Source organism: Phyllobacterium sp. 628 (assembly GCF_014189505.1).
Taxonomy (GTDB): Bacteria; Pseudomonadota; Alphaproteobacteria; order Rhizobiales; family Rhizobiaceae; genus Phyllobacterium.
The window spans coordinates 511,848-529,772 of record NZ_CP050301.1 but is presented as its reverse complement, the minus strand read 5'-3'; the positions used below and the strand labels follow the sequence as shown (position 1 = coordinate 529,772).

The 17,925-nt window shown below is 57.4% G+C and carries 17 protein-coding genes and 1 pseudogene; 6 read left to right on the top strand and 12 right to left on the bottom strand.

The window, feature by feature from the left end; translation table 11 throughout:
• Positions 1–25 precede the first annotated feature (25 nt).
• On the top strand, positions 26–847 hold the full coding sequence (locus tag HB779_RS04160) for an alpha/beta fold hydrolase (RefSeq protein WP_210302619.1): 822 nt from the start codon (positions 26–28) through the stop codon (positions 845–847).
• A 53-nt stretch (positions 848–900) separates the two neighbouring features.
• On the opposite strand, the gene HB779_RS04155 is transcribed toward HB779_RS04160, so the two are convergent.
• The 5 genes from HB779_RS04155 to tam form a co-directional block, all read right to left on the bottom strand.
• The gene (locus tag HB779_RS04155) at positions 901–2,952 is read right to left on the bottom strand and encodes a M3 family metallopeptidase (RefSeq protein ID WP_188344542.1); all 2,052 of its coding nucleotides are present in this window, start codon (positions 2,950–2,952) and stop codon (positions 901–903) included.
• Positions 2,953–3,112: 160 nt separating this feature from the next.
• The gene (locus HB779_RS04150; protein ID WP_188344541.1) at positions 3,113–4,336 is read right to left on the bottom strand and encodes an argininosuccinate synthase; all 1,224 of its coding nucleotides are present in this window, start codon (positions 4,334–4,336) and stop codon (positions 3,113–3,115) included.
• Between the two features lie 155 nt (positions 4,337–4,491).
• Positions 4,492–5,514: an LLM class flavin-dependent oxidoreductase gene (locus HB779_RS04145; RefSeq protein WP_188344540.1), complete on the bottom strand. Its 1,023-nt coding sequence runs from the start codon at positions 5,512–5,514 to the stop codon at positions 4,492–4,494.
• A gap of 152 nt (positions 5,515–5,666) precedes the next feature.
• Positions 5,667–6,458, bottom strand: coding sequence for a phosphatase PAP2 family protein (locus HB779_RS04140; protein WP_188344539.1), 792 nt, complete (start codon positions 6,456–6,458; stop codon positions 5,667–5,669).
• A gap of 190 nt (positions 6,459–6,648) precedes the next feature.
• The gene (tam, locus tag HB779_RS04135; protein WP_210302618.1) at positions 6,649–7,422 is read right to left on the bottom strand and encodes a trans-aconitate 2-methyltransferase; all 774 of its coding nucleotides are present in this window, start codon (positions 7,420–7,422) and stop codon (positions 6,649–6,651) included.
• A gap of 164 nt (positions 7,423–7,586) precedes the next feature.
• Between tam and HB779_RS04130 the strand changes: the two genes are divergently transcribed.
• Together HB779_RS04130 and HB779_RS04125 are read left to right on the top strand one after the other, a co-directional pair.
• On the top strand, positions 7,587–8,522 hold the full coding sequence (locus HB779_RS04130; protein WP_188344537.1) for a LysR family transcriptional regulator: 936 nt from the start codon (positions 7,587–7,589) through the stop codon (positions 8,520–8,522).
• 91 nt (positions 8,523–8,613) lie between these two features.
• Entirely contained in the window at positions 8,614–9,255 is a 642-nt protein-coding gene (locus HB779_RS04125) for a LysE family translocator (RefSeq protein ID WP_188344536.1), read from the top strand.
• A gap of 8 nt (positions 9,256–9,263) precedes the next feature.
• Here HB779_RS04125 and HB779_RS04120 read toward each other — a convergent pair whose 3' ends face one another.
• The 5 genes and pseudogenes from HB779_RS04120 to HB779_RS04100 form a co-directional block, all read right to left on the bottom strand.
• Positions 9,264–9,701, bottom strand: coding sequence for a hypothetical protein (locus tag HB779_RS04120; protein WP_188344535.1), 438 nt, complete (start codon positions 9,699–9,701; stop codon positions 9,264–9,266).
• A pseudogene (gene rlmN, locus HB779_RS04115) lies at positions 9,698–10,858 on the bottom strand (23S rRNA (adenine(2503)-C(2))-methyltransferase RlmN); the annotation flags it as partial. The gene HB779_RS04120 and the pseudogene rlmN, both read right to left, overlap by 4 nt.
• Positions 10,859–11,056: 198 nt before the next feature.
• Positions 11,057–11,560: an invasion associated locus B family protein gene (locus tag HB779_RS04110; RefSeq protein ID WP_188344533.1), complete on the bottom strand. Its 504-nt coding sequence runs from the start codon at positions 11,558–11,560 to the stop codon at positions 11,057–11,059.
• Between the two features lie 287 nt (positions 11,561–11,847).
• The gene (locus HB779_RS04105) at positions 11,848–12,228 is read right to left on the bottom strand and encodes a YkvA family protein (RefSeq protein ID WP_188344532.1); all 381 of its coding nucleotides are present in this window, start codon (positions 12,226–12,228) and stop codon (positions 11,848–11,850) included.
• 77 nt (positions 12,229–12,305) lie between these two features.
• On the bottom strand, positions 12,306–12,617 hold the full coding sequence (locus HB779_RS04100) for a 4a-hydroxytetrahydrobiopterin dehydratase (protein ID WP_256440626.1): 312 nt from the start codon (positions 12,615–12,617) through the stop codon (positions 12,306–12,308).
• Positions 12,618–12,656: 39 nt separating this feature from the next.
• On the opposite strand from HB779_RS04100, the gene HB779_RS04095 reads away from it, so the two are divergent.
• A complete protein-coding gene (locus HB779_RS04095) occupies positions 12,657–13,127 on the top strand; it encodes a low molecular weight protein-tyrosine-phosphatase (RefSeq protein ID WP_188344530.1) in 471 nt (156 codons plus the stop codon).
• On the opposite strand, the gene thpR is transcribed toward HB779_RS04095, so the two are convergent.
• Both thpR and HB779_RS04085 read right to left on the bottom strand, forming a co-directional pair.
• Positions 13,079–13,672 carry an RNA 2',3'-cyclic phosphodiesterase gene (gene thpR, locus HB779_RS04090; RefSeq protein ID WP_188344529.1) on the bottom strand — a complete coding sequence of 198 codons (594 nt, stop codon included), beginning with the start codon at positions 13,670–13,672 and terminating at the stop codon, positions 13,079–13,081. The two genes, HB779_RS04095 and thpR, sit on opposite strands and share 49 nt — an antisense overlap.
• A 213-nt stretch (positions 13,673–13,885) precedes the next feature.
• Positions 13,886–14,581 carry an arylesterase gene (locus HB779_RS04085; protein WP_188344528.1) on the bottom strand — a complete coding sequence of 232 codons (696 nt, stop codon included), beginning with the start codon at positions 14,579–14,581 and terminating at the stop codon, positions 13,886–13,888.
• Positions 14,582–14,650: 69 nt separating this feature from the next.
• Here HB779_RS04085 and HB779_RS04080 point away from each other — a divergent pair, with 69 nt between their 5' ends.
• A complete protein-coding gene (locus HB779_RS04080) occupies positions 14,651–15,355 on the top strand; it encodes an ABC transporter ATP-binding protein (RefSeq protein WP_188344527.1) in 705 nt (234 codons plus the stop codon).
• The gene (locus HB779_RS04075; protein ID WP_188344526.1) at positions 15,352–17,916 is read left to right on the top strand and encodes an ABC transporter permease; all 2,565 of its coding nucleotides are present in this window, start codon (positions 15,352–15,354) and stop codon (positions 17,914–17,916) included. The genes HB779_RS04080 and HB779_RS04075 overlap by 4 nt, the downstream gene beginning before the upstream one ends.
• Positions 17,917–17,925 lie beyond the last annotated feature (9 nt).

Here is a 17,925-nt window from a genome sequence, read left to right as displayed (position 1 = left end):
GGAAGCCGCGAAAGGGCACAAGACCATGAGCACGTTTACCACGAAAGATGGAACCGAGATTTATTTCAAGGACTGGGGCAAGGGTCAGCCCGTCGTGTTCAGCCATGGTTGGCCGCTGAATGCCGATGCCTGGGAAGATCAGATGGTGTTTCTCGCCTCCAATGGCTACCGCGCCATAGCCCATGACCGGCGTGGCCACGGGCGTTCCAGCCAGCCATGGAATGGTAATGACATGGACACCTATGCTGACGATCTGGCTGAACTGTTCGAGAAGCTGGATCTGAAAGACGCCATCATGGTCGGTCATTCCACCGGTGGCGGCGAAGTTGCCCGCTATATCGGCCGCCACGGCACCAAGCGCGTGGCCAAGGCTGTTCTGGTCGGTGCGGTTCCGCCGCTGATGCTGAAGACCGCTGCCAATCCGGGTGGCTTGCCGATCGAGGTGTTCAACGGCATCCGTGATGGCGTCACCGCCGACCGCTCGCAGTTCTTCAAGGATTTGACAACACCATTTTATGGAGCGAACCGGCCGGGTGCCAAGGTTTCGCAGGGTGTTCGTGACGCCTTCTGGGCTCAGGGTATGCAGGGCGGCCTGAAGAATGAACTCGATTGCATCAAAGCGTTTTCGGAAACTGACTTCACCGAAGATCTGAAGAAGTTTGATATCCCCACCCTGTTCGTCCATGGCGATGACGACCAGATCGTACCGATCGACGACTCGGCCAAGATTGCTACGACTTTGGTCAAGGGCTCGAAACTGACGATTTATCCGGGTGCGCCGCACGGTTTGGCAACAACCCATAAGGATCAGCTCAACAAGGACCTGCTGGCCTTCGCCAAAGCCTGATCTGCCGGTATGAAAAACCCGCCGAGCCGCAAGGTTCGGCGGGGTTTATTTGTTCAGGCCAGACCGCGTTTTTCGATCATGGCATCGGGGCTGGGCATCTTCCCGCGGAAGGCCTTGTACAGTTCTTCCGGATCACGGCTGCCACCGGCCGAATAGATATACTGCTTGAGCTTCCTGGCGAGATCGGCGTTGAATACATCGCCGGTTTCCTCGAACGCCTTGAACGCGTCCGCATCCAGCACTTCCGACCACATGTAGGAATAGTAACCGGCGGAATAACCATCGCCGGAAAAGACGTGGGTGAAATGCGGGGTGCGGTGGCGCATGATGATGGCGTCAGGCATGGACAGGCTTTTGAGCGTGTCGGCCTCAAACTGGATCGGGTCAGTTGGCGGTGTGCCGTCCGCATGGAAGGCCATATCGACCAGTGCTGATGAGGTGAATTCGACCGTGTTGAACCCGGCATTGAACGTGTCGGCGGCCAGCACCTTGTCGAGCAGTGCCTTCGGCATCGCTTCGCCAGTGCGGTAATGCACGGCATATTTTTCCAGAACTTCCGGCACCGTCAGCCAATGTTCGTAAAGCTGCGATGGCAGTTCGACAAAATCGCGCGACACGGACGTGCCGGAGACGGCTGGCCATGTCACGTCGGAGAGAAGGCCATGCAGGGCGTGGCCGAACTCGTGGAACAGCGTGCGTGCACCGTCAAGCGAGAGCAGCGCCGGTTCACCCTTGGGCGGCTTGGCGAAGTTCATGACATTGTAGATGATCGGCTGCTGGCCGCCGTCAAGCTTGTGCTGCGATTGCAGCGCGCTCATCCACGCGCCGGAGCGTTTCGACTGGCGGTTGAAGTAATCGCCAAGGAAGAGGCCACGGCGGCTGCCATCCGGGTTCTGCACTTCCCAGACACGCACATCCGGGTGCCATGTGGGAATGCCGGTCTTTTCTTCGAAACGCACACCAAACAGGCGGGTAGCCACGTCGAAGCAGGCTTCGATGATCTTTTCCAGTTGCAGATAAGGCTTCAGTTCAGCCTCATCGAAGGCAAAGCGCTGGTTGCGCAGTTTCTCGGTATAGAACCGCCAGTCCCAGGGCGCGACCTTGTGGTTGCGGCCTTCCGCTGCGATCAGCTGCTCAAGATCGGCTTCCTCTTCGGCAGCGCGATTGCGCGCCTTGTCCCAAACTGGTTCCAGCAGATCCATGACAGCCTTGGGCGTCTTGGCCATCGTGTCATCGAGCTTGTAGGCGGCAAAACTGTTATAGCCGAGCAGCTTGGCTTTTTCAGCGCGCAGCGAAACCATGTCGGCGACGATGGCGCGGTTGTCGGTCGCACCGCCATTCTCGCCGCGTGCCGCCCAGGCGCGGAATGCTTTTTCGCGCAAGCTGCGGTCTTCGGAGAAGGACAGGAACGGCTCAATGATCGACCGGGAGAGTGTCACAGCCCATGCATCCGGCTGATCGCGCTCCTCGGCGGCACCGCGCATGGCGGTACGAACGAAATCCGGCAAGCCTTTCAGCTGGGTTTCATCGGTGATGAACATGGCCCAGTCAGCTTCATCCTTCAGAACATTCTGACCGAACTGTGCGCCAAGACCGGCCAGCTTTTCATTGACGTCGGCAAGGCGGGTCTTGCCTTGCTCGTCCAGCCGCGCACCGCTGCGGACAAAACCCTTCCAGGTCTTTTCCAGCACGCGGTCGGTTTCTGCATCAAGGCCGAGGAAATCGCGCTGCTGATAAAGGGAATCGATGCGGGCGAACAGGCGCGGATCCATCATAATGGATGAGTAGTGCCGGGACATTTTCGGGGCGATGACGCGTTCCAGTGCCTGGATAGTGTCATTGGTATGAGCACCGGCGCGCAGCCAGAAGATCGAGGAGACACGGTCAAGCGCATGGCCGGAAAGCTGCAGGGCTTCCAATGTGTTCTCGATGGTCGGAGCCTCGTGGTGCGTGACAATGGCTTCGACATCGGCAAGGTCGGCAGCAAGCGCGGCATCAAAAGCCGGGCCAAAGTCATCGTCGGTAAAGGCGGTGAAATCGGGAAGCCCAAGTGGCCCAGTCCAGTCAGTCAATGCGGGGTTGATGGCCGTTTTCTGCGAGGACATGGGAAGGCTCCGTCATGAATGGATGAACTCTTTGGTTCTCACATCTAAGTCGGCAATCGGGCAACCACAAGTCGGCACGTCCGCGTGAATGAAGATTTGCATTTTCACGCAACAAAAAGCGGGGCCTTTGGCCCCGCTTTTCAAGACTCATTTGTTTAAATCAGCTGTTGCGCTTGCGGGCAGCCAGCGTGCGCAGGCGCAGGGCGTTGAGGCGGATAAAGCCTGCCGCGTCCTTCTGGTCATAGGCGCCGCGATCATCCTCGAAGGTAACCAGCGCGTCGGAATAGAGCGACTTCCTCGACTTGCGGCCGGAGACCATGACATTGCCCTTGTAGAGCTTGAGGCGCACCGTGCCTTCCACATCATCCTGACTCTTGTCGATCATTGCCTGCAGCATTTCGCGTTCGGGGGAGAACCAGAAGCCGTTGTAAATGAGCTCCGCGTAGCGCGGCATGAATTCGTCTTTCAGGTGCGCTGCGCCACGATCAAGTGTGAGCGATTCCATGGCGCGGTGTGCGGCCAGAAGGATCGTACCACCCGGTGTTTCATAGACGCCGCGCGACTTCATGCCGACGAAACGGTTCTCAACCAGATCAAGCCGGCCAATACCATTGTCACGGCCGAGATCATTGAGTGTCTTGAGCAGTGTTGCTGGAGAAAGTGGCTTGCCGTCGATGGCAACAGCGTCACCCTTTTCGAAAGAAATCTCGATCTCCGTCACCTTGTCCGGTGCATCCATCGGCGAAATGGTGCGCTGGTGCACATATTCCGGCGCTTCCTGCCATGGGTCCTCGAGAACCTTGCCCTCGGAAGAGGAGTGCAGAAGGTTGGCATCGACCGAGAACGGTGCTTCGCCGAGCTTGTCCGTGGCGATCGGAATCTGATGGTCGCGGGCGAACTCGATCAGGTCGGTGCGCGACTTGAATGTCCAGTCACGCCAGGGAGCGATAACTTTGATATCCGGGTTCAGCGCATAGGCGGAGAGCTCGAAACGCACCTGATCATTGCCTTTGCCGGTTGCGCCGTGGGCGATGGCATCCGCACCGGTGCGGGCGGCGATCTCAACGAGATGCTTGGAAATCAGCGGGCGGGCGATGGAGGTGCCCAGGAGATAGACGCCCTCATAAACGGCATTGGCTCGGAACATTGGAAACACGAAGTCGCGGACGAATTCTTCGCGCACGTCCTCGATATAGATCTCCTTGATGCCAAGCATCTCGGCCTTCTTGCGCGCTGGTTCCAGCTCTTCGCCCTGACCAAGATCAGCGGTGAAGGTGACAACCTCCGCGCCGAGTTCCGTTTGCAGCCATTTGAGGATGATCGATGTATCGAGACCGCCGGAATAGGCGAGCACGACTTTCTTGACGTCTTTCCACTTGTTCATTCTGTTTCCCTGACCGCTGTGCAGTCCCGCTATCGTTTGGTGAAGATGGGGGTTCTTTTATCAGGTGAGGCAATGTTGGCAAGATCAGCTTTGGCCGCAGGGCGTGAGGGCATCAACCGCACGCCCCGCCAGCCACCGTTATGGAGTATCCCCCGTCATCTCCATCCGAGTGTTGGGGCAACGTGTTTCAGAATCGCCTCGAGTACATGGGCATTGTAATCAACGCCCAGCTGGTTCGGCACCGTTAGTAACAAAGTATCCGCTTCCTTGATGGCTTCATCCTGCGCAAGTTCTTTTATGAGTGCTTCAGGCTCGGCTGCATAGCTGCGGCCAAAAATGGCCCTTGTCTTTTCATCGATATGACCGATGGAATCTCCGTCCCTGCCAGCATTGCCGAAATAGGCGCGATCCTGATCATTGATCAGAGCGAAAATGCTGCGGCTGACTGAAACACGCGGTGTCCAATCATGACCAGCTTCTTTCCATGCCTGGCGGTAAGCGCGTATTTGTGCCGCTTGCTGGATATGGAACGGTTCGCCGGTTTCGTCATTCTTGAGTGTTGAGCTTTGGAGATTCATACCCAGCTTGGCAGCCCAGACGGCTGTGGCGTTGGAGCCTGCCCCCCACCAGATGCGCTTTCGCAGTCCATCAGAATGCGGTTCAAGGCGCAGCAGACCGGGCGGGTTGGAAAACATTGGTCTGGGATTGGGTTCAGCAAAGCCCTCGCCTTTGAGCAGGCCCAGGAAAGCTTCCGCATGCTGGCGGCCCATGTCAGCGTCTGTGGTACCTTCTTCCGGCTGGTAGCCAAAATAGCGCCAGCCGTCGATGACCTGTTCGGGTGAACCGCGGCTCAGGCCAAGCTGCAGGCGGCCATTTGAAATCAGGTCTGCTGCACCTGCATCTTCGGCCATGTAGAAAGGATTCTCGTAGCGCATATCGATGATAGCCGTGCCGATTTCGATATTCTTGGTTTTTGCTCCAGTTGCCGCCAGAAGCGGGAAAGGCGAAGCAAGCTGGCGGGCAAAGTGATGGACCCGGAAATAAGCGCCATCCAGACCGAGCTCCTCAGCGGCAACGGATAAGTCAATCGACTGAAGAAGGGCATCTCCTGCTGAACGGGTTTGTGATTGCGGTGAAGGCGTCCAATGGCCGAACGAGAGGAAACCGATCTTCTTCATGACTACCCCATACCTGAAAAGAGCAAATATTGCTCGGGAGCGCCTGATATAGGGGTGGTTACCTAAGGTTATAAGTCCATTGAACACTGTGTTCGACGCACGGTGTCAGAACGCTTCTCATCATATTGTTGAGATATTGGTGAGCACCGACCCTAGTTGCTGAATGAACGGGCCGTGCCGTGCTTTCGGCTGGTCCAGATTTCGCACACTGTCGTCAAAATGCAGAATATGGTCACGGTAGCGAGCGTTCCCAGCACCACATCCGAGAGGTAGTGGCGTCCGAAGGCAACGCGCAGGATATCGGTGACAATGATAATGGCGGCAATGGGCCAGATCAGCCTCTTTCTCACGTCATGCGGCCAGAGCGGCAGGAGGCATACCAGCCAGGCTATTCCTGCAGCCTCGCCTGATACAAAGGAGCAATTGTGCTGACAGACATTGGATAATTGGGCGGCGGCGACAAAGGGATGTTCTCCGCCAAAAAGCCAGACCGCATCGGGACGCGGGCGGCCAACAAACTCTTTCAGAAAGGCATTGACGAAAAGGCCGGGGCCAACAGCCAGCGTAACAAGCGCGATGGTGGAAATACGGATACGTTCATGGCTCCAGCGCAGGCCAGACGCGAGGTCGCGCAAAGCAATGGTGACGACAACCGCTGCCGCCACAATAGGAAGTGCATAGAACGCCCGCCGCAGCGTCTTGAGCAATCCAATAGAGGCTGCTGGAAAATCGCCGCAAATCCGCGTGGTGGCTGTTGCTATACAGTCGGTAGCAACAAAAAACAGCGACGAGACGGCCTTGTCGATCTCCGGTGCACGGTTGAACATAATAGCAAGCGCGGCCCACAACACCACAAGAGCGACGGCAACAGCTGGCTGACTCCAGGCCCCAAAGCCATAAAGCGCCTTGCCGCAGGAAGCGGATGTCGTTCGATAATAGACCATGCAACTCTCTGGCAGTAAAAACTGCGCCCGTTCTGGCGCTTAATGATTGCAGCGTCATTACAAACGCTGGTTTTTCAAATGACTGGAGAAAAGTATTTAATTATGGCTGCGAAGTGGTGGCATTAATACATTAGCGGCCAATTGGCCGCCACTGCATTTTCGGCTTGGTTAAAGAACGTCCGCCCGGTCCCTAAAGTGTGGCCACCATGAACAGGCGCGGGAAGGGGAGCAGGACCGTGCCATCCGGCAAGGCTGGATAGGCCTGTGCCACCGCTTTGGTGTAGCGTTCGAGGAAGGCCGCGCGCTCGGTCTCATCCAGCGGATCGAGAAAAGGCCGCAGACCAGTACCTTTGAGCCACTCGACCACACCCTCAGCGCCGTCTGCCAGCGGATGGTAATAGGTTGTCTGCCAGACGTCAGTTTTGGCGGAAATCGGGCGAAGCGTGCGATAATACCACTCCGCGCTCTGGCGCGGCGCTCGCCGAGCTGCGGATCCTGTTAGTTTGGCCGCCCATGGTCCGTCCGCGGCGATCTCGCGCATCAACCGGTGCGTGGGTTGATCGAGATTGTTGGGGATCTGGATGGCGAGGCTGCCGCCCACGGCGAGCCGGCTGACGAGGGAAGGTAAAAGGGTGGCGTGATCCGGCAGCCATTGAATGACGGCATTGGCAAGGATGACATCATACGGGCCCTTGGCATTCCAGCTGGCGATGTCAGCCACTTCAAAGGTCACGTCGGGAAGCCGTTTGCGGGCAGCTTTGATCATGTCTTCCGAGCTGTCCATTCCGGTGGCAACGGCATTGGGGAAACGCGCAACCAGGACTTCGGTGGAATTGCCGGGGCCGCAACCAATATCGACGACAGAGCGTGCATAGACACCCGGAACCGCTGCAAGCAGGTCGCGCACGGGACGTGTGCGTTCATCTTCGAATTTTACATATTGTTCGGCCGACCAGCTCATGATTTCTCTCCCTCAGGGTGAACATCAGCAGGCTTGGCAATAACGGAGAAGGGTAGTTTGCTGGGCATTGGGCGATACCTTGGACGGAGAAGAATGTGTTGGCAGAATAAGGCAGGAGCGCTATGAGTGCCAATGCATGGTTTTAGTAGATTTCATACTTTTGAGGTATGGCAGTGATTGATTTGCGCCGCCTCCGCGCTTTTGTAGCCCTTGCTGAAGAAGGTCATGTGACCCGCGCTGCCGAACGGCTGGGTATGCAACAGCCACCCCTGACCCGTCTGCTGCAGGGGCTTGAGGCCGAACTCAGCGTATTGCTTATGCATCGGCTGCCGCGCGGTGTGCGGCCGACGGAGGCCGGAAAAGTGCTGCTGGACGAGGCGCGCCTCATACTGGCGCGCGCGGACGGGGTTGCCGATAGGGTTCACCGGGCAGCGCGCGGCGAAGAAGGCAGTCTTGCCATCGGGTTTACCAGTTCGGCTGCCCTGCATCCTTTCGTGCCCAAAGTGTTGCGTGCCTTTCGTGAAAGCCTGCCCGGCGTGGAGGTCAGCCTTGAGGAGGCTGGCACGGCTGAACTGGTGGAAGGGCTGGTGCATGAACGGCTGGACGCGGCGTTTGTTCGCTCTCCTGTTGGCCGTACACCGGGATTGCGCATCGATGCGCTGTTGGAGGAGCCGATGCTGGTTGCGCTGCCGGTGGGCCACCGGCTGGCCAAAAAGGCGGCTTCCCGCCTTCTGCTGACGGAACTGGCGATGGAGCCGTTTATCCTTTACCGCCGCACCGCCGGTCCGGGGCTCTACGATACGATCGTTATGGCATGCCGTGAGGCTGGATTCAGCCCGCGTGTGACGCAGGAGGCGCCCCGGCTCACTGCAACACTCAGTCTGGTGGCGGCGGGCTTCGGAATTTCGCTGGTCCCGGCATCGATGCAACGGCTTGGCGGCGAGGACATTGTCTATCGGGCTGTTGCTGGCAGTTCCAAGCTGGTGGCGCCGCTGCTGCTGGCAATGCGGCAGACCCATCCGGCACCGGCAGTGGCGCAATTGCGCAGCCTCGTGCAGCGGATGCTTCCGGCGTATCAGGTCAGTACCGAGCCTTCGCAGTAGCAGCGGTCAGTAAATTGATCGGGTGTCGTAAAATCGGGTGGTAAAAACCAAGCTTCCGCGTTAGCTTCCGCACGTTTTTATGGAGCATATCATGACCTTCATTCCGGAATGGCCGATCATTCTGCAATTTGCCATCGCAACCTTTGTGCTGTCGATCACGCCGGGGCCCGACATGACGCTGTTTGTCGGCCGGGCGTTGTCTGAAGGCAAGGCGGCAGGGTTTGCCTGTCTCGGGGGTGCCAATTGCGGTATCGTGGTGCATACCACAATGGTCGCGCTTGGCTTGTCGGCGTTGATCATTGCGTCGCCCAGTGCTTTTCTCGCACTGAAGATTGTCGGCGCGGGCTACCTTGTTTGGCTGGCGTTTCAGGCCATCCGCAAGGGATCGGCTTTTTCGCCGGAAAAGAAGAGCGGGCAGTCGCACACGCTGTTTCAAAACTGGTTGACGGGTATCGGTATCAATCTGCTCAACCCCAAGATCATCCTGTTCTTCATGACGTTCCTGCCGCAATTCGTGTCGGCTAGCGATCCGCATGCGCCGGGCAAGCTGTTTTTCCTTGGTCTGCTGTTCATTCCGCTGTCATTGCCAGTGGTGACGCCAATGATTCTGGCGGCCGACCGTTTCGCCGGGCTTTTGAAGAAGAACCCGACAGTAACGCGCGTGACAGACTGGTTGTTTGCGGGTGTGTTTTCAGCCTTTGCTGCAAAAATCCTGATGGCACAGGCTAAATAGGTAAGAGTTCAGACGCGGGGATCCGTGGGGCGGGGCGGCATGATGAGCCCCGCGCTGCGGCCGGAAACCAGCCAGTAGACAAATCCGCCGACAACGCCGGTCGCGAGAATGGCTGCGAATGTATCAATGTCCTCGGTCTGCGGCCGCCATTTCCAGACGATGACAACGACGGCACTAGCGGCACCGCCGAGCGTGTAGAACAGCCAGTCGCGCCATGCCGTCAGTTCGGCAAAGACGATGAGAATACAGGACGGAATGAAAACGCTGTTACCTATCGCCAAGGCAAATACCGGAATGGTCATGTAGAGAAACGGGCCGTCACTGCCGACCATTTCCGAACTGCCAAGCAGCAGCAGGTTGAGAAACAGCGATGCCGCAAAAATAGCGCAGACGAAACCGAAAACGATCAGGGCGAAGCGGACGAGATAGAGGACGAACTGGCTCAATCTTCGCCATGCCCGGCGATCATGGCCGCCTCGAATGCCAAACGGTCGGTCTTCTTCATGCGTTCCGACTCCGACTTCAGCTGACCACAGGCTGCCAGAATATCGCGGCCGCGCGGTGTGCGGATCGGCGAGGCGTAACCGGCATTGTTGACGTAATCGGCGAACTTCTCAATCTGTTCCCAATCCGAGCACTGATAGTTGACACCAGGCCATGGATTGAACGGGATAAGATTGATTTTGGCTGGAATGCCACGCAGCATGCGCACCAGTTCCTTGGCATCATCAAGGGAATCGTTGACGCCCTTGAGCATCACATATTCAAAGGTGATGCGCTTGGCGTTGGACAGGCTTGGATAGGCGCGGCAGGCATCCAACAAGTCCTTCAGCGGATACTTCTTGTTGATCGGTACCAGCATATCGCGCAGATCATCATTCACCGCGTGCAGCGAAATGGCCAGCATGACGCCGATTTCCTCGCCCGCCCGGTAAATCTCCGGCACAACGCCTGAGGTCGACAGGGTAATGCGGCGCTTCGATAGGGAAAGGCCATCGCCATCGGAGGCAATCAGCAGCGCTTTCTTCACATTTTCGAAATTGTAGAGCGGTTCGCCCATGCCCATCATGACGATGTTGGAGACCTTGCGGCCTTCAGCAGGAACGATGGCACCATCGGGCGTATTGCGGTCGGGGAAATCGCCCAGCCGGTCCCGCGCAATCAAGAGCTGCGAGAGGATTTCCTCAGCGGTCAGGTTGCGCACCAGCTTCTGCGTGCCCGTATGACAGAACGAGCAGGTGAGGGTGCAGCCGACCTGGCTGGAAATGCACAGGGTGCCGCGGCCCTCTTCGGGAATATAGACGGTTTCGATCTCGACAGGACGGCCGGCGCCACGCGGCGGAAAGCGGAACAGCCATTTGCGGGTGCCGTCACTGGAAATCTGTTCATCGACGATTTCCGGACGGGCGATGGTGAAATGCCGCTCGAGCAGTTCGCGCATATCGCGGGAAATGTTGAGCATGTCGGCAAAATCGGAGACGCCGCGCACATAGAGCCAATGCCAGAGCTGGGCCACACGCATTTTGACCTGGCGCTCGGCTACACCGATTTCAATCAAGGCTTCGCCCATCTCTGTGCGCGACAGGCCGATCAGCGTCGGCTTGCCATTCATGGCAGCGAGCATGGCGTCACGGGATTTATCCCGGGCGAAGGACTGGGTCTCAGGCAAAGCGGACATCGGATTTTCTAACATTCTTTCGTGAAGCGCGGCTCATATCACGTTCTGGTGGTTCCGTCACCTCCGCAAACAAAAAGGCCGGATCGGTGATCCGGCCTTTTGAACAAAATGGGTTTGACAGGATTATTTGCAGGTGGCGATAGCCTTGAGTGCAGCCGATACGCCTTTGAGTGAATAGGTGTAGCTCGTCGGAGTGCCGCGCTTGGAAACCGCCTTGATGGACATGTTGTGGCCACTGCGCAGGGCCGCAACCAGTTGCGGCTCTTCGGCGGCGTTTTCCATCCAGCCATGGCTGCCATTGGTGAACATGGAGAAAGTGCGCGCGTCGATGGTCACCATAACCTTGGAATTGGCCTGCAGGTCATAACCGGCCTTGAACTGCGGCTCGAAGCTGACATTCTGACCCGGCTTCTGGCTGACCATGAAGAAATTGTCGCCGTGATCGAGTTTCGCTGGCTGCTTGTCGACCGGAACGGACAGGACGTAGCAAACTTTGCCCTTGCCCTGCTGATAGCTGTAAGCACCCCAGGCGTTGAACTGGCTGATCTGACTCGGGGTCTGGGCAAGAGCCGTCCCTGTCAGCCCAAGCATGAGCACAGAGGTCGCTACGATTGATTTTCCAAACATGTTACCTACCAGTTTTTTACGTTCACTTCATAACTCATGAACCGGCAATGGCCATTGAGCCCTATTGTCCAGTTCGCTTTCTCTTAATTTGACTTAATCTGGGTTACCAAACGGTGAAGACAGGGTCAAAAAAGCGATTTTATAAGCCAGAAGATCACTTCGTTCATGCAAAATACGACGGCGTCACTCCAGCGGAATAAAAGCGGCGAGACTTTGACATTTCACGCCATCACAGGGATGTGATGCAAAAACATCGGCCAATACGCTCAGTTTTGCGCTTTTAAGGCTCAATGTTCCCGGTCGATGTCCGCAACGGCTTTCTTTGCCGCCTCACGATGGGCGGGCGTTATGTGGTTGCGAACGGCACTGAGCGCCGCCATCAGAACGGCAACGTCGTCGGTAAAACCCAGACCAAGAATAAAGTCCGGAATGATGTCCAGCGGCAGGACGAAATAGGCCAGCGCAGCCAGAAGCGTACCGCGCACCCGCATGGGTGTTGCGGGGTCGAGGGCGCAATAATAGCCGGCAATAACCTCATCGAGAAAAGGGATCGACTTGGCAGCCTTGCGTGCGGTCTTCCAGAACCGTGCACGCACGGTTTCCTCGCGGGAGCGCTGTTCATAGCCGCTGCCCGGTCGCAGAATTTCACCAATCTTGACGTCGTTCATTCCTTTTCCTTCGGAGTTGTTCACGCAAAACATGGGAAGGGGCGGGGAGTGCTACAAGAGTTTGGCCAAGATAATCGTCAAGCGGCGGCAAAACCGTTCATTGTTCTGGCCAGTTTGATGTCGAGTTCGGTGATGCCATCGGCATCATGGGTGGTGAGAGTGACCTCAACACGGTTATAGACATTGAACCATTCCGGGTGGTGATCCATTTTTTCGGCAACCAGTGCTGCGCGGGTCATGAAGCCGAAAGCAGCATTGAAGTCCTTGAATTTGAAGGTCTTGCTGATGGCTTCGCGGCCCTCCGTCTTTGACCAGCCGGAGAGTTCCTGCAACGCCGTGTCAAGTTCGCCGGCATTTAAGCGGTTGCGTGCCATGGTGTGTTTCCTCATATACGTTCGATGTCTTCACCAACCATAGTGCAACGATCCATGAAAACCCACCCGCTCCGCTCCGTACTTTTTGTCTGTCTGGGCAATATCTGCCGCTCGCCGCTGGCGGAAGGCGTCTTCAAGTTCGTGCTGGAAGAACAGGGGAAAGCGCACGGTGTTGTGATCGATTCCGCCGGAACCAACGGCTATCACACCGGCGAAGCGCCGGATGAACGTTCGATCGCAGTGGCGGGACGATACGGGATCGATATTTCAGGCCAGCGTTGCCGACAGCTCAAGGCCGAAGATTTCGTGCATTTCGATCTAATCCTCGGTATGGACCGCGCCAATGTTGCAGCGATCGAAGCGCGGCGTCCACCAAACGCAACAGCGGAAACCGGTCTGTTCAGCGCTGTCGCATTGGGTGAGAATAACCAGATCCCCGATCCCTATTACGGCACCGGGGCAGATTTTGAACGGGTTTACCTTATGGTCCTCAAGGCTTCCAAAGGCCTTTCAAACCGGTTTTGAGTAAGCCGCGGTGCTTCGAGTGGCCAGGCTTCTTCAACAATATAAGGGCCACCGCCGACGGAGTCGCGTGATGACATCAGGACGAAGCGGCCAATGGTGAAGGGTGTTGTCCAAAAATTACCGCGCGACGCGAGATAGTGCGCCACCTCTTCATTGCGGGCATTGCGCAGCCGCGCCAGCGTAACGTGCGGCGTGAATTTGCGCGGATCAGCCGGAAGCATCAGCCGCTGGGCGATCCGTTCAATTTCCGCATGCAGCGCCTGAATGTCGGGTGAAGGTGAAACCGCAGCGAAAATGCTGTGGGGTTTCTTTGATCCGAACGCGTTGACACCGGACAACTGCAAAGAAAATTCAGGCCGCCGGATGCGATCGAGCGCATTGGCTATCTCGTCGGCCACGTGGCCTTCGACATCACCGAAGAAGCGCAATGTGATGTGATAGTTTTCAACATCGATCCATCGGGCGCCTGGCAGACCACCGCGCAAGAGCGACAGTGAGAGAGCAGCATCCCTCGGGATCTCGAGGGCAGTAAAGAGACGCGGCATAAAGCATCCTCCCCGAATCGAGTTGTAACCTCAGGGAATCATTGAATGAGTCCAAGAGCAAGGCGCAATTTCACATTCTTTTGCGCCGCGACAATTAAGACACGCTACATGTGGTGTATTGATGACAGCAATATGAAGGGGTTGCCCTTGATGTTAAGAGCCATTCACCGATTCAAATAGGCCCGGGGCTGGTCTTGTCCCGGGCTCTATAGCTTACTGCCCGGTATCGGTATCCGTGGAATCGGATGTATCCGAAGTGAGCGTAGGCTGCTTGATGGTCTTCTGCATGATCGGCATGAAGCCTTTCACCATAACGGCGACACCTTGCGTTGTCGGGTGCATGCCATCCGCTTGCAGCAGGGATGTGTCAGCGGCAACGCCATCCATGAAGAACGGATAGAGCGGCACATCATATTTCTTGGCAAGATCGGGGAAAATCGCGTTGAACTTCTGCTCATAATCGCCGCCCATATTCGGCGGTGCAAGCATGCCGGCGAGAATCACCTGAATCTTGCGCTTCTGCAATTTGTCGATCATCTCGGCGAGATTCTTCTCGCTGATCTCAGGCGAAATCCCGCGCAAGGCATCATTGGCGCCGAGTTCAAGGATAACGAGATCGGTGCCATCCGGCACGGACCAGTCGAGACGGGCCAAGCCGCCGGTGGTTGTATCGCCCGCGACACCGGCATTGGCGATTGCAATCTCCACGCCTTTGTCTTTCAAGGATTTTTCCAGCTGCGCGGTGAAGGAGTCCTGCACGGGAAGTTCAAAGCCTGACATCAGGCTGTCGCCAAAGCCAACGACTGCAAGCGGATGCCCGGACACAGCATTTTGATTGGCCAGAGCGAGAGAGGGCAGGGCAACAAGGCCGAGCGACACGATCATTTTTATGAATGGTTTGAATATCATCTTCGGGTACCCATATCTGACCGGATGCGACTTAAGTCAGTGTCAACAATAGCGTAAAGGAACCGTTTTGTGACTAAATCCGTCATCAAGCTCGATCACATTGAGTTGACACTGGGCTCGGGCGCGTCGTCGGTACACGTGCTCAAGGGCATATCCCTTGCCATCAATGCCGGGCAGTCGGTCGGAATTGTCGGTCCGTCAGGCTCGGGGAAATCAACTCTGCTCATGGTGCTTGCGGGGCTTGAGGGTATCGATTCCGGTTCGGTTGAAATCGCAGGCGCGAAACTTGAAACCATGAGCGAGGACGCGACGGCGGCTTTTCGCGGCAAGAATATCGGTATTGTGTTTCAATCCTTTCATCTTATTCCCAATATGACCGCGCTGGAAAATGTTGCCGTTCCGCTGGAACTGGCGGGCAATCCAGATGCCTTTGCCATTGCCGAGCGCGAGCTTGCGGCGGTCGGGCTGGCGGACCGGGTGACACATTATCCCGGTGAACTGTCGGGCGGCGAACAGCAGCGTGTGGCGATTGCCCGTGCTTTGGCTCCGTCACCGAAAATCCTTATCGCCGATGAACCGACGGGCAATCTCGATACGACAACAGGACGTCAGATTGCGGACCTTTTGTTTCACAAGCAGAAGGAATTGGGTCTAACGCTGGTGCTGGTGACACATGATCCGGCATTGTCGGCGCGTTGCGACCGCGAAATCCGCGTCCGTTCCGGCCTGATTGAAGCCGACGAGAATGCGCCGGAGCTGAAGAAAACCGCATGAGTGCGACCAATTCCGCTGCATCGTCTACGCTGAAACTTGCGCTGCGTTTTGCCCTGCGTGAAATGCGCAACGGCCTTTCCGGGTTCTATATTTTCCTTGCCTGTATTGCGCTGGGCGTAGCCGCGATCGGCGGCGTCAATTCGGTCGCCAATTCCGTTACATCAGGGATTTCCACCCAGGGTCAAAGCATTCTTGGCGGCGACATACGTTTCCAGCTCAACCAGCGGGAAGTCAATCCGGACGAGCGGGCCTTTGTCGAAAGCAAAGGCCGTGTCGCGGTCAGCGCCAATATGCGCTCCATGGCACGGCTGCCGGATGGCTCCGACCAGTCTCTTGTGGAAGTGAAGGCTATCGATGCTGCCTATCCGCTTTATGGAGCGCTTGATACAGCTCCGGCTTTGGGACGTGATGTGCTGTTTGCTGAGAAAGACGGGGCGTTTGGCGCTGCCGTTGCGCAGATATTCCTTGATCGTCTCAATCTCAAACTGGGTGACCGGGTTTTGCTCGGGTCGGCAACATTCGAATTGCGGGCCGTGATTAACAATGAACCGGATGCGCTGTCGGATGGTTTCGGGTTTGCGCCGCGTTTCCTGGTGTCGCTGGAAGGATTGCGAGCCGCCGGGCTGGTACAGCCGGGTAGTCTGGTCGAACACAGTTATAAGATTGCCCTTCCCGCAGGTGCCAGCGAAGCGGATATCACTGGCATTCGCAATGAGGCGCAGGAGAAGTTTCCGCAGGCAGGCTGGACCATCCGCAGCCGCACCAATGCCGCGCCGTCTCTGAGCGCCAATATCGAGCGGTTCTCGCAGTTCCTGACGCTGGTGGGACTGACGGCCCTGATCGTCGGCGGTGTCGGGGTTGCCAATGCCGTACGGGCCTATCTCGATGGCAAGCGCGGCGTCATTGCGACCTTCAAATCGCTGGGCGCACCCGGCTGGTTCGTTATCGCGGTCTATCTGATCCAGATCGTGCTGATTGCCCTGATCGGCATTGTGGCGGGGCTCATTCTTGCGGCAATCATCCCCTACGTGGCGGGCTATGCCTTGCAGAGCGTGCTGCCGATAGCAGCCAAGGGCGGTTTCTATCCGGGGGCGCTGGCATGGGCCGCTTTGTTCGGGCTCCTGACAACGCTGGCATTTGCTATCCTGCCGCTTGGCCGGGCTCGCGATATTCCCGCGACAGCGCTGTTTCGCGAACAGGGTTTTGACCAGCGCGGCTGGCCTAAACCCGTTTACATTGCTTTTGCCGCCGGCTTTGTCGCCATCCTCTGCGTGCTGGCTGTGTTCTTCGCCTATGACCGGCGCATTGCCATCACCTTCATCGGCGCCGTGGCTTTTTCATTCCTTGTGCTGCGGGCCGTGTCGGCGCTGGTCCAATGGCTTGCCCGGCGTGCGCCGCGCGTGCGCTCGACGGCGCTGCGGCTGGCAATCGGCAATATACACCGGCCGGGTGCTTTGACGCCTTCCGTTGTGCTGTCGCTTGGGCTTGGTCTGACGCTGCTGGTCACACTGGCACTGATCGACGGCAGTCTGCGGCAGCAGCTCGCGGGTAATTTGCCGGAGCGCGCGCCGAATTTCTTCTTCGTCGATATCCAGAGTACACAGGTCGACCAGTTTACAGGGCTTCTGCAAAAGGCTGCGCCGCAGGGCAAGATCGTCAGCGCACCGATGCTGCGCGGACGTATCATCGCGTTCAATGGCACCGATGTGGGCAAGCTTACCATTCCGCCGGAAGGCGCATGGGTATTGCGCGGTGATCGCGGTATTACTTATGCAAAGACCCTGCCGGAGAATTCCACGCTCACCACAGGCACATGGTGGCCGCAGGATTATACGGGTGAGCCGCTGGTGTCGTTTTCTGCGGAAGAGGCGCGTAACCTCAATTTGAAGCTGGGCGATACAGTCACCGTCAATGCGCTCGGCCGCAATGTGACAGCACGCATTGCCAATTTCCGTCAGGTGCAATGGGAATCCCTGTCGATCAATTTTGTCATGGTGTTCTCGCCCAACGCATTTGCCGGTGCGCCGCATGCTTGGCTCGCCACCCTGACTGATCCGGCGGCTACCACGCAGGAAGAAGCAACCGTCATGCGCGATGTCACCCGCGCCTTTCCGGCGGTGACTTCCGTGCGCGTGAAGGACGCCATCACCATTGCCAATGAGCTGGTTGGCCAGCTTGCGGTGGCGATCCGCGCTGCTGCATCCGTGGCGCTGATCGCCTCCATCCTTGTGCTGGGCGGCGCACTTGCGGCCGGTAACCGAGCCCGCGTGCATGACGCGGTGGTGTTGAAGACACTTGGCGCGACCCGGCGCACCCTTATCAAGGCCTTTACCTACGAATATATGATCCTTGGCTTTGCCACGGCGGTTTTCGCCCTGCTGGCGGGCGGTTTGGCTGCCTGGTATGTCGTGGTGCGGGTCATGTCGCTACCCGCTTCGTTCCAGCCCGAAGTGGCCGTTTCAACGCTCGTTCTGGCATTGGTGCTGACGGTCGGTTTTGGTCTTGCCGGTACATGGCGCGTACTTGGCCAAAAGGCTGCGCCGATCCTGCGAAACCTCTGAAATCGTTAA

What these genes read in the sequence shown, in the direction of transcription:
- HB779_RS04130 (WP_188344537.1), top strand. Translation starts at nt 7,587, where the DNA reads ATGGCAGTGATTGATTTGCGCCGCCTCCGCGCTTTTGTAGCCCTTGCT.
- HB779_RS04100 (WP_256440626.1), bottom strand. Translation starts at nt 12,617, where the DNA reads ATGAGGAAACACACCATGGCACGCAACCGCTTAAATGCCGGCGAACTT.
- thpR (WP_188344529.1), bottom strand. Translation starts at nt 13,672, where the DNA reads ATGCCGCGTCTCTTTACTGCCCTCGAGATCCCGAGGGATGCTGCTCTC.
- HB779_RS04145 (WP_188344540.1), bottom strand. Translation starts at nt 5,514, where the DNA reads ATGAAGAAGATCGGTTTCCTCTCGTTCGGCCATTGGACGCCTTCACCG.
- HB779_RS04140 (WP_188344539.1), bottom strand. Translation starts at nt 6,458, where the DNA reads ATGGTCTATTATCGAACGACATCCGCTTCCTGCGGCAAGGCGCTTTAT.
- HB779_RS04095 (WP_188344530.1), top strand. Translation starts at nt 12,657, where the DNA reads ATGAAAACCCACCCGCTCCGCTCCGTACTTTTTGTCTGTCTGGGCAAT.
- HB779_RS04125 (WP_188344536.1), top strand. Translation starts at nt 8,614, where the DNA reads ATGACCTTCATTCCGGAATGGCCGATCATTCTGCAATTTGCCATCGCA.
- HB779_RS04150 (WP_188344541.1), bottom strand. Translation starts at nt 4,336, where the DNA reads ATGAACAAGTGGAAAGACGTCAAGAAAGTCGTGCTCGCCTATTCCGGC.
- HB779_RS04160 (WP_210302619.1), top strand. Translation starts at nt 26, where the DNA reads ATGAGCACGTTTACCACGAAAGATGGAACCGAGATTTATTTCAAGGAC.
- HB779_RS04075 (WP_188344526.1), top strand. Translation starts at nt 15,352, where the DNA reads ATGAGTGCGACCAATTCCGCTGCATCGTCTACGCTGAAACTTGCGCTG.
- HB779_RS04110 (WP_188344533.1), bottom strand. Translation starts at nt 11,560, where the DNA reads ATGTTTGGAAAATCAATCGTAGCGACCTCTGTGCTCATGCTTGGGCTG.
- HB779_RS04155 (WP_188344542.1), bottom strand. Translation starts at nt 2,952, where the DNA reads ATGTCCTCGCAGAAAACGGCCATCAACCCCGCATTGACTGACTGGACT.
- HB779_RS04105 (WP_188344532.1), bottom strand. Translation starts at nt 12,228, where the DNA reads ATGAACGACGTCAAGATTGGTGAAATTCTGCGACCGGGCAGCGGCTAT.
- HB779_RS04085 (WP_188344528.1), bottom strand. Translation starts at nt 14,581, where the DNA reads ATGATATTCAAACCATTCATAAAAATGATCGTGTCGCTCGGCCTTGTT.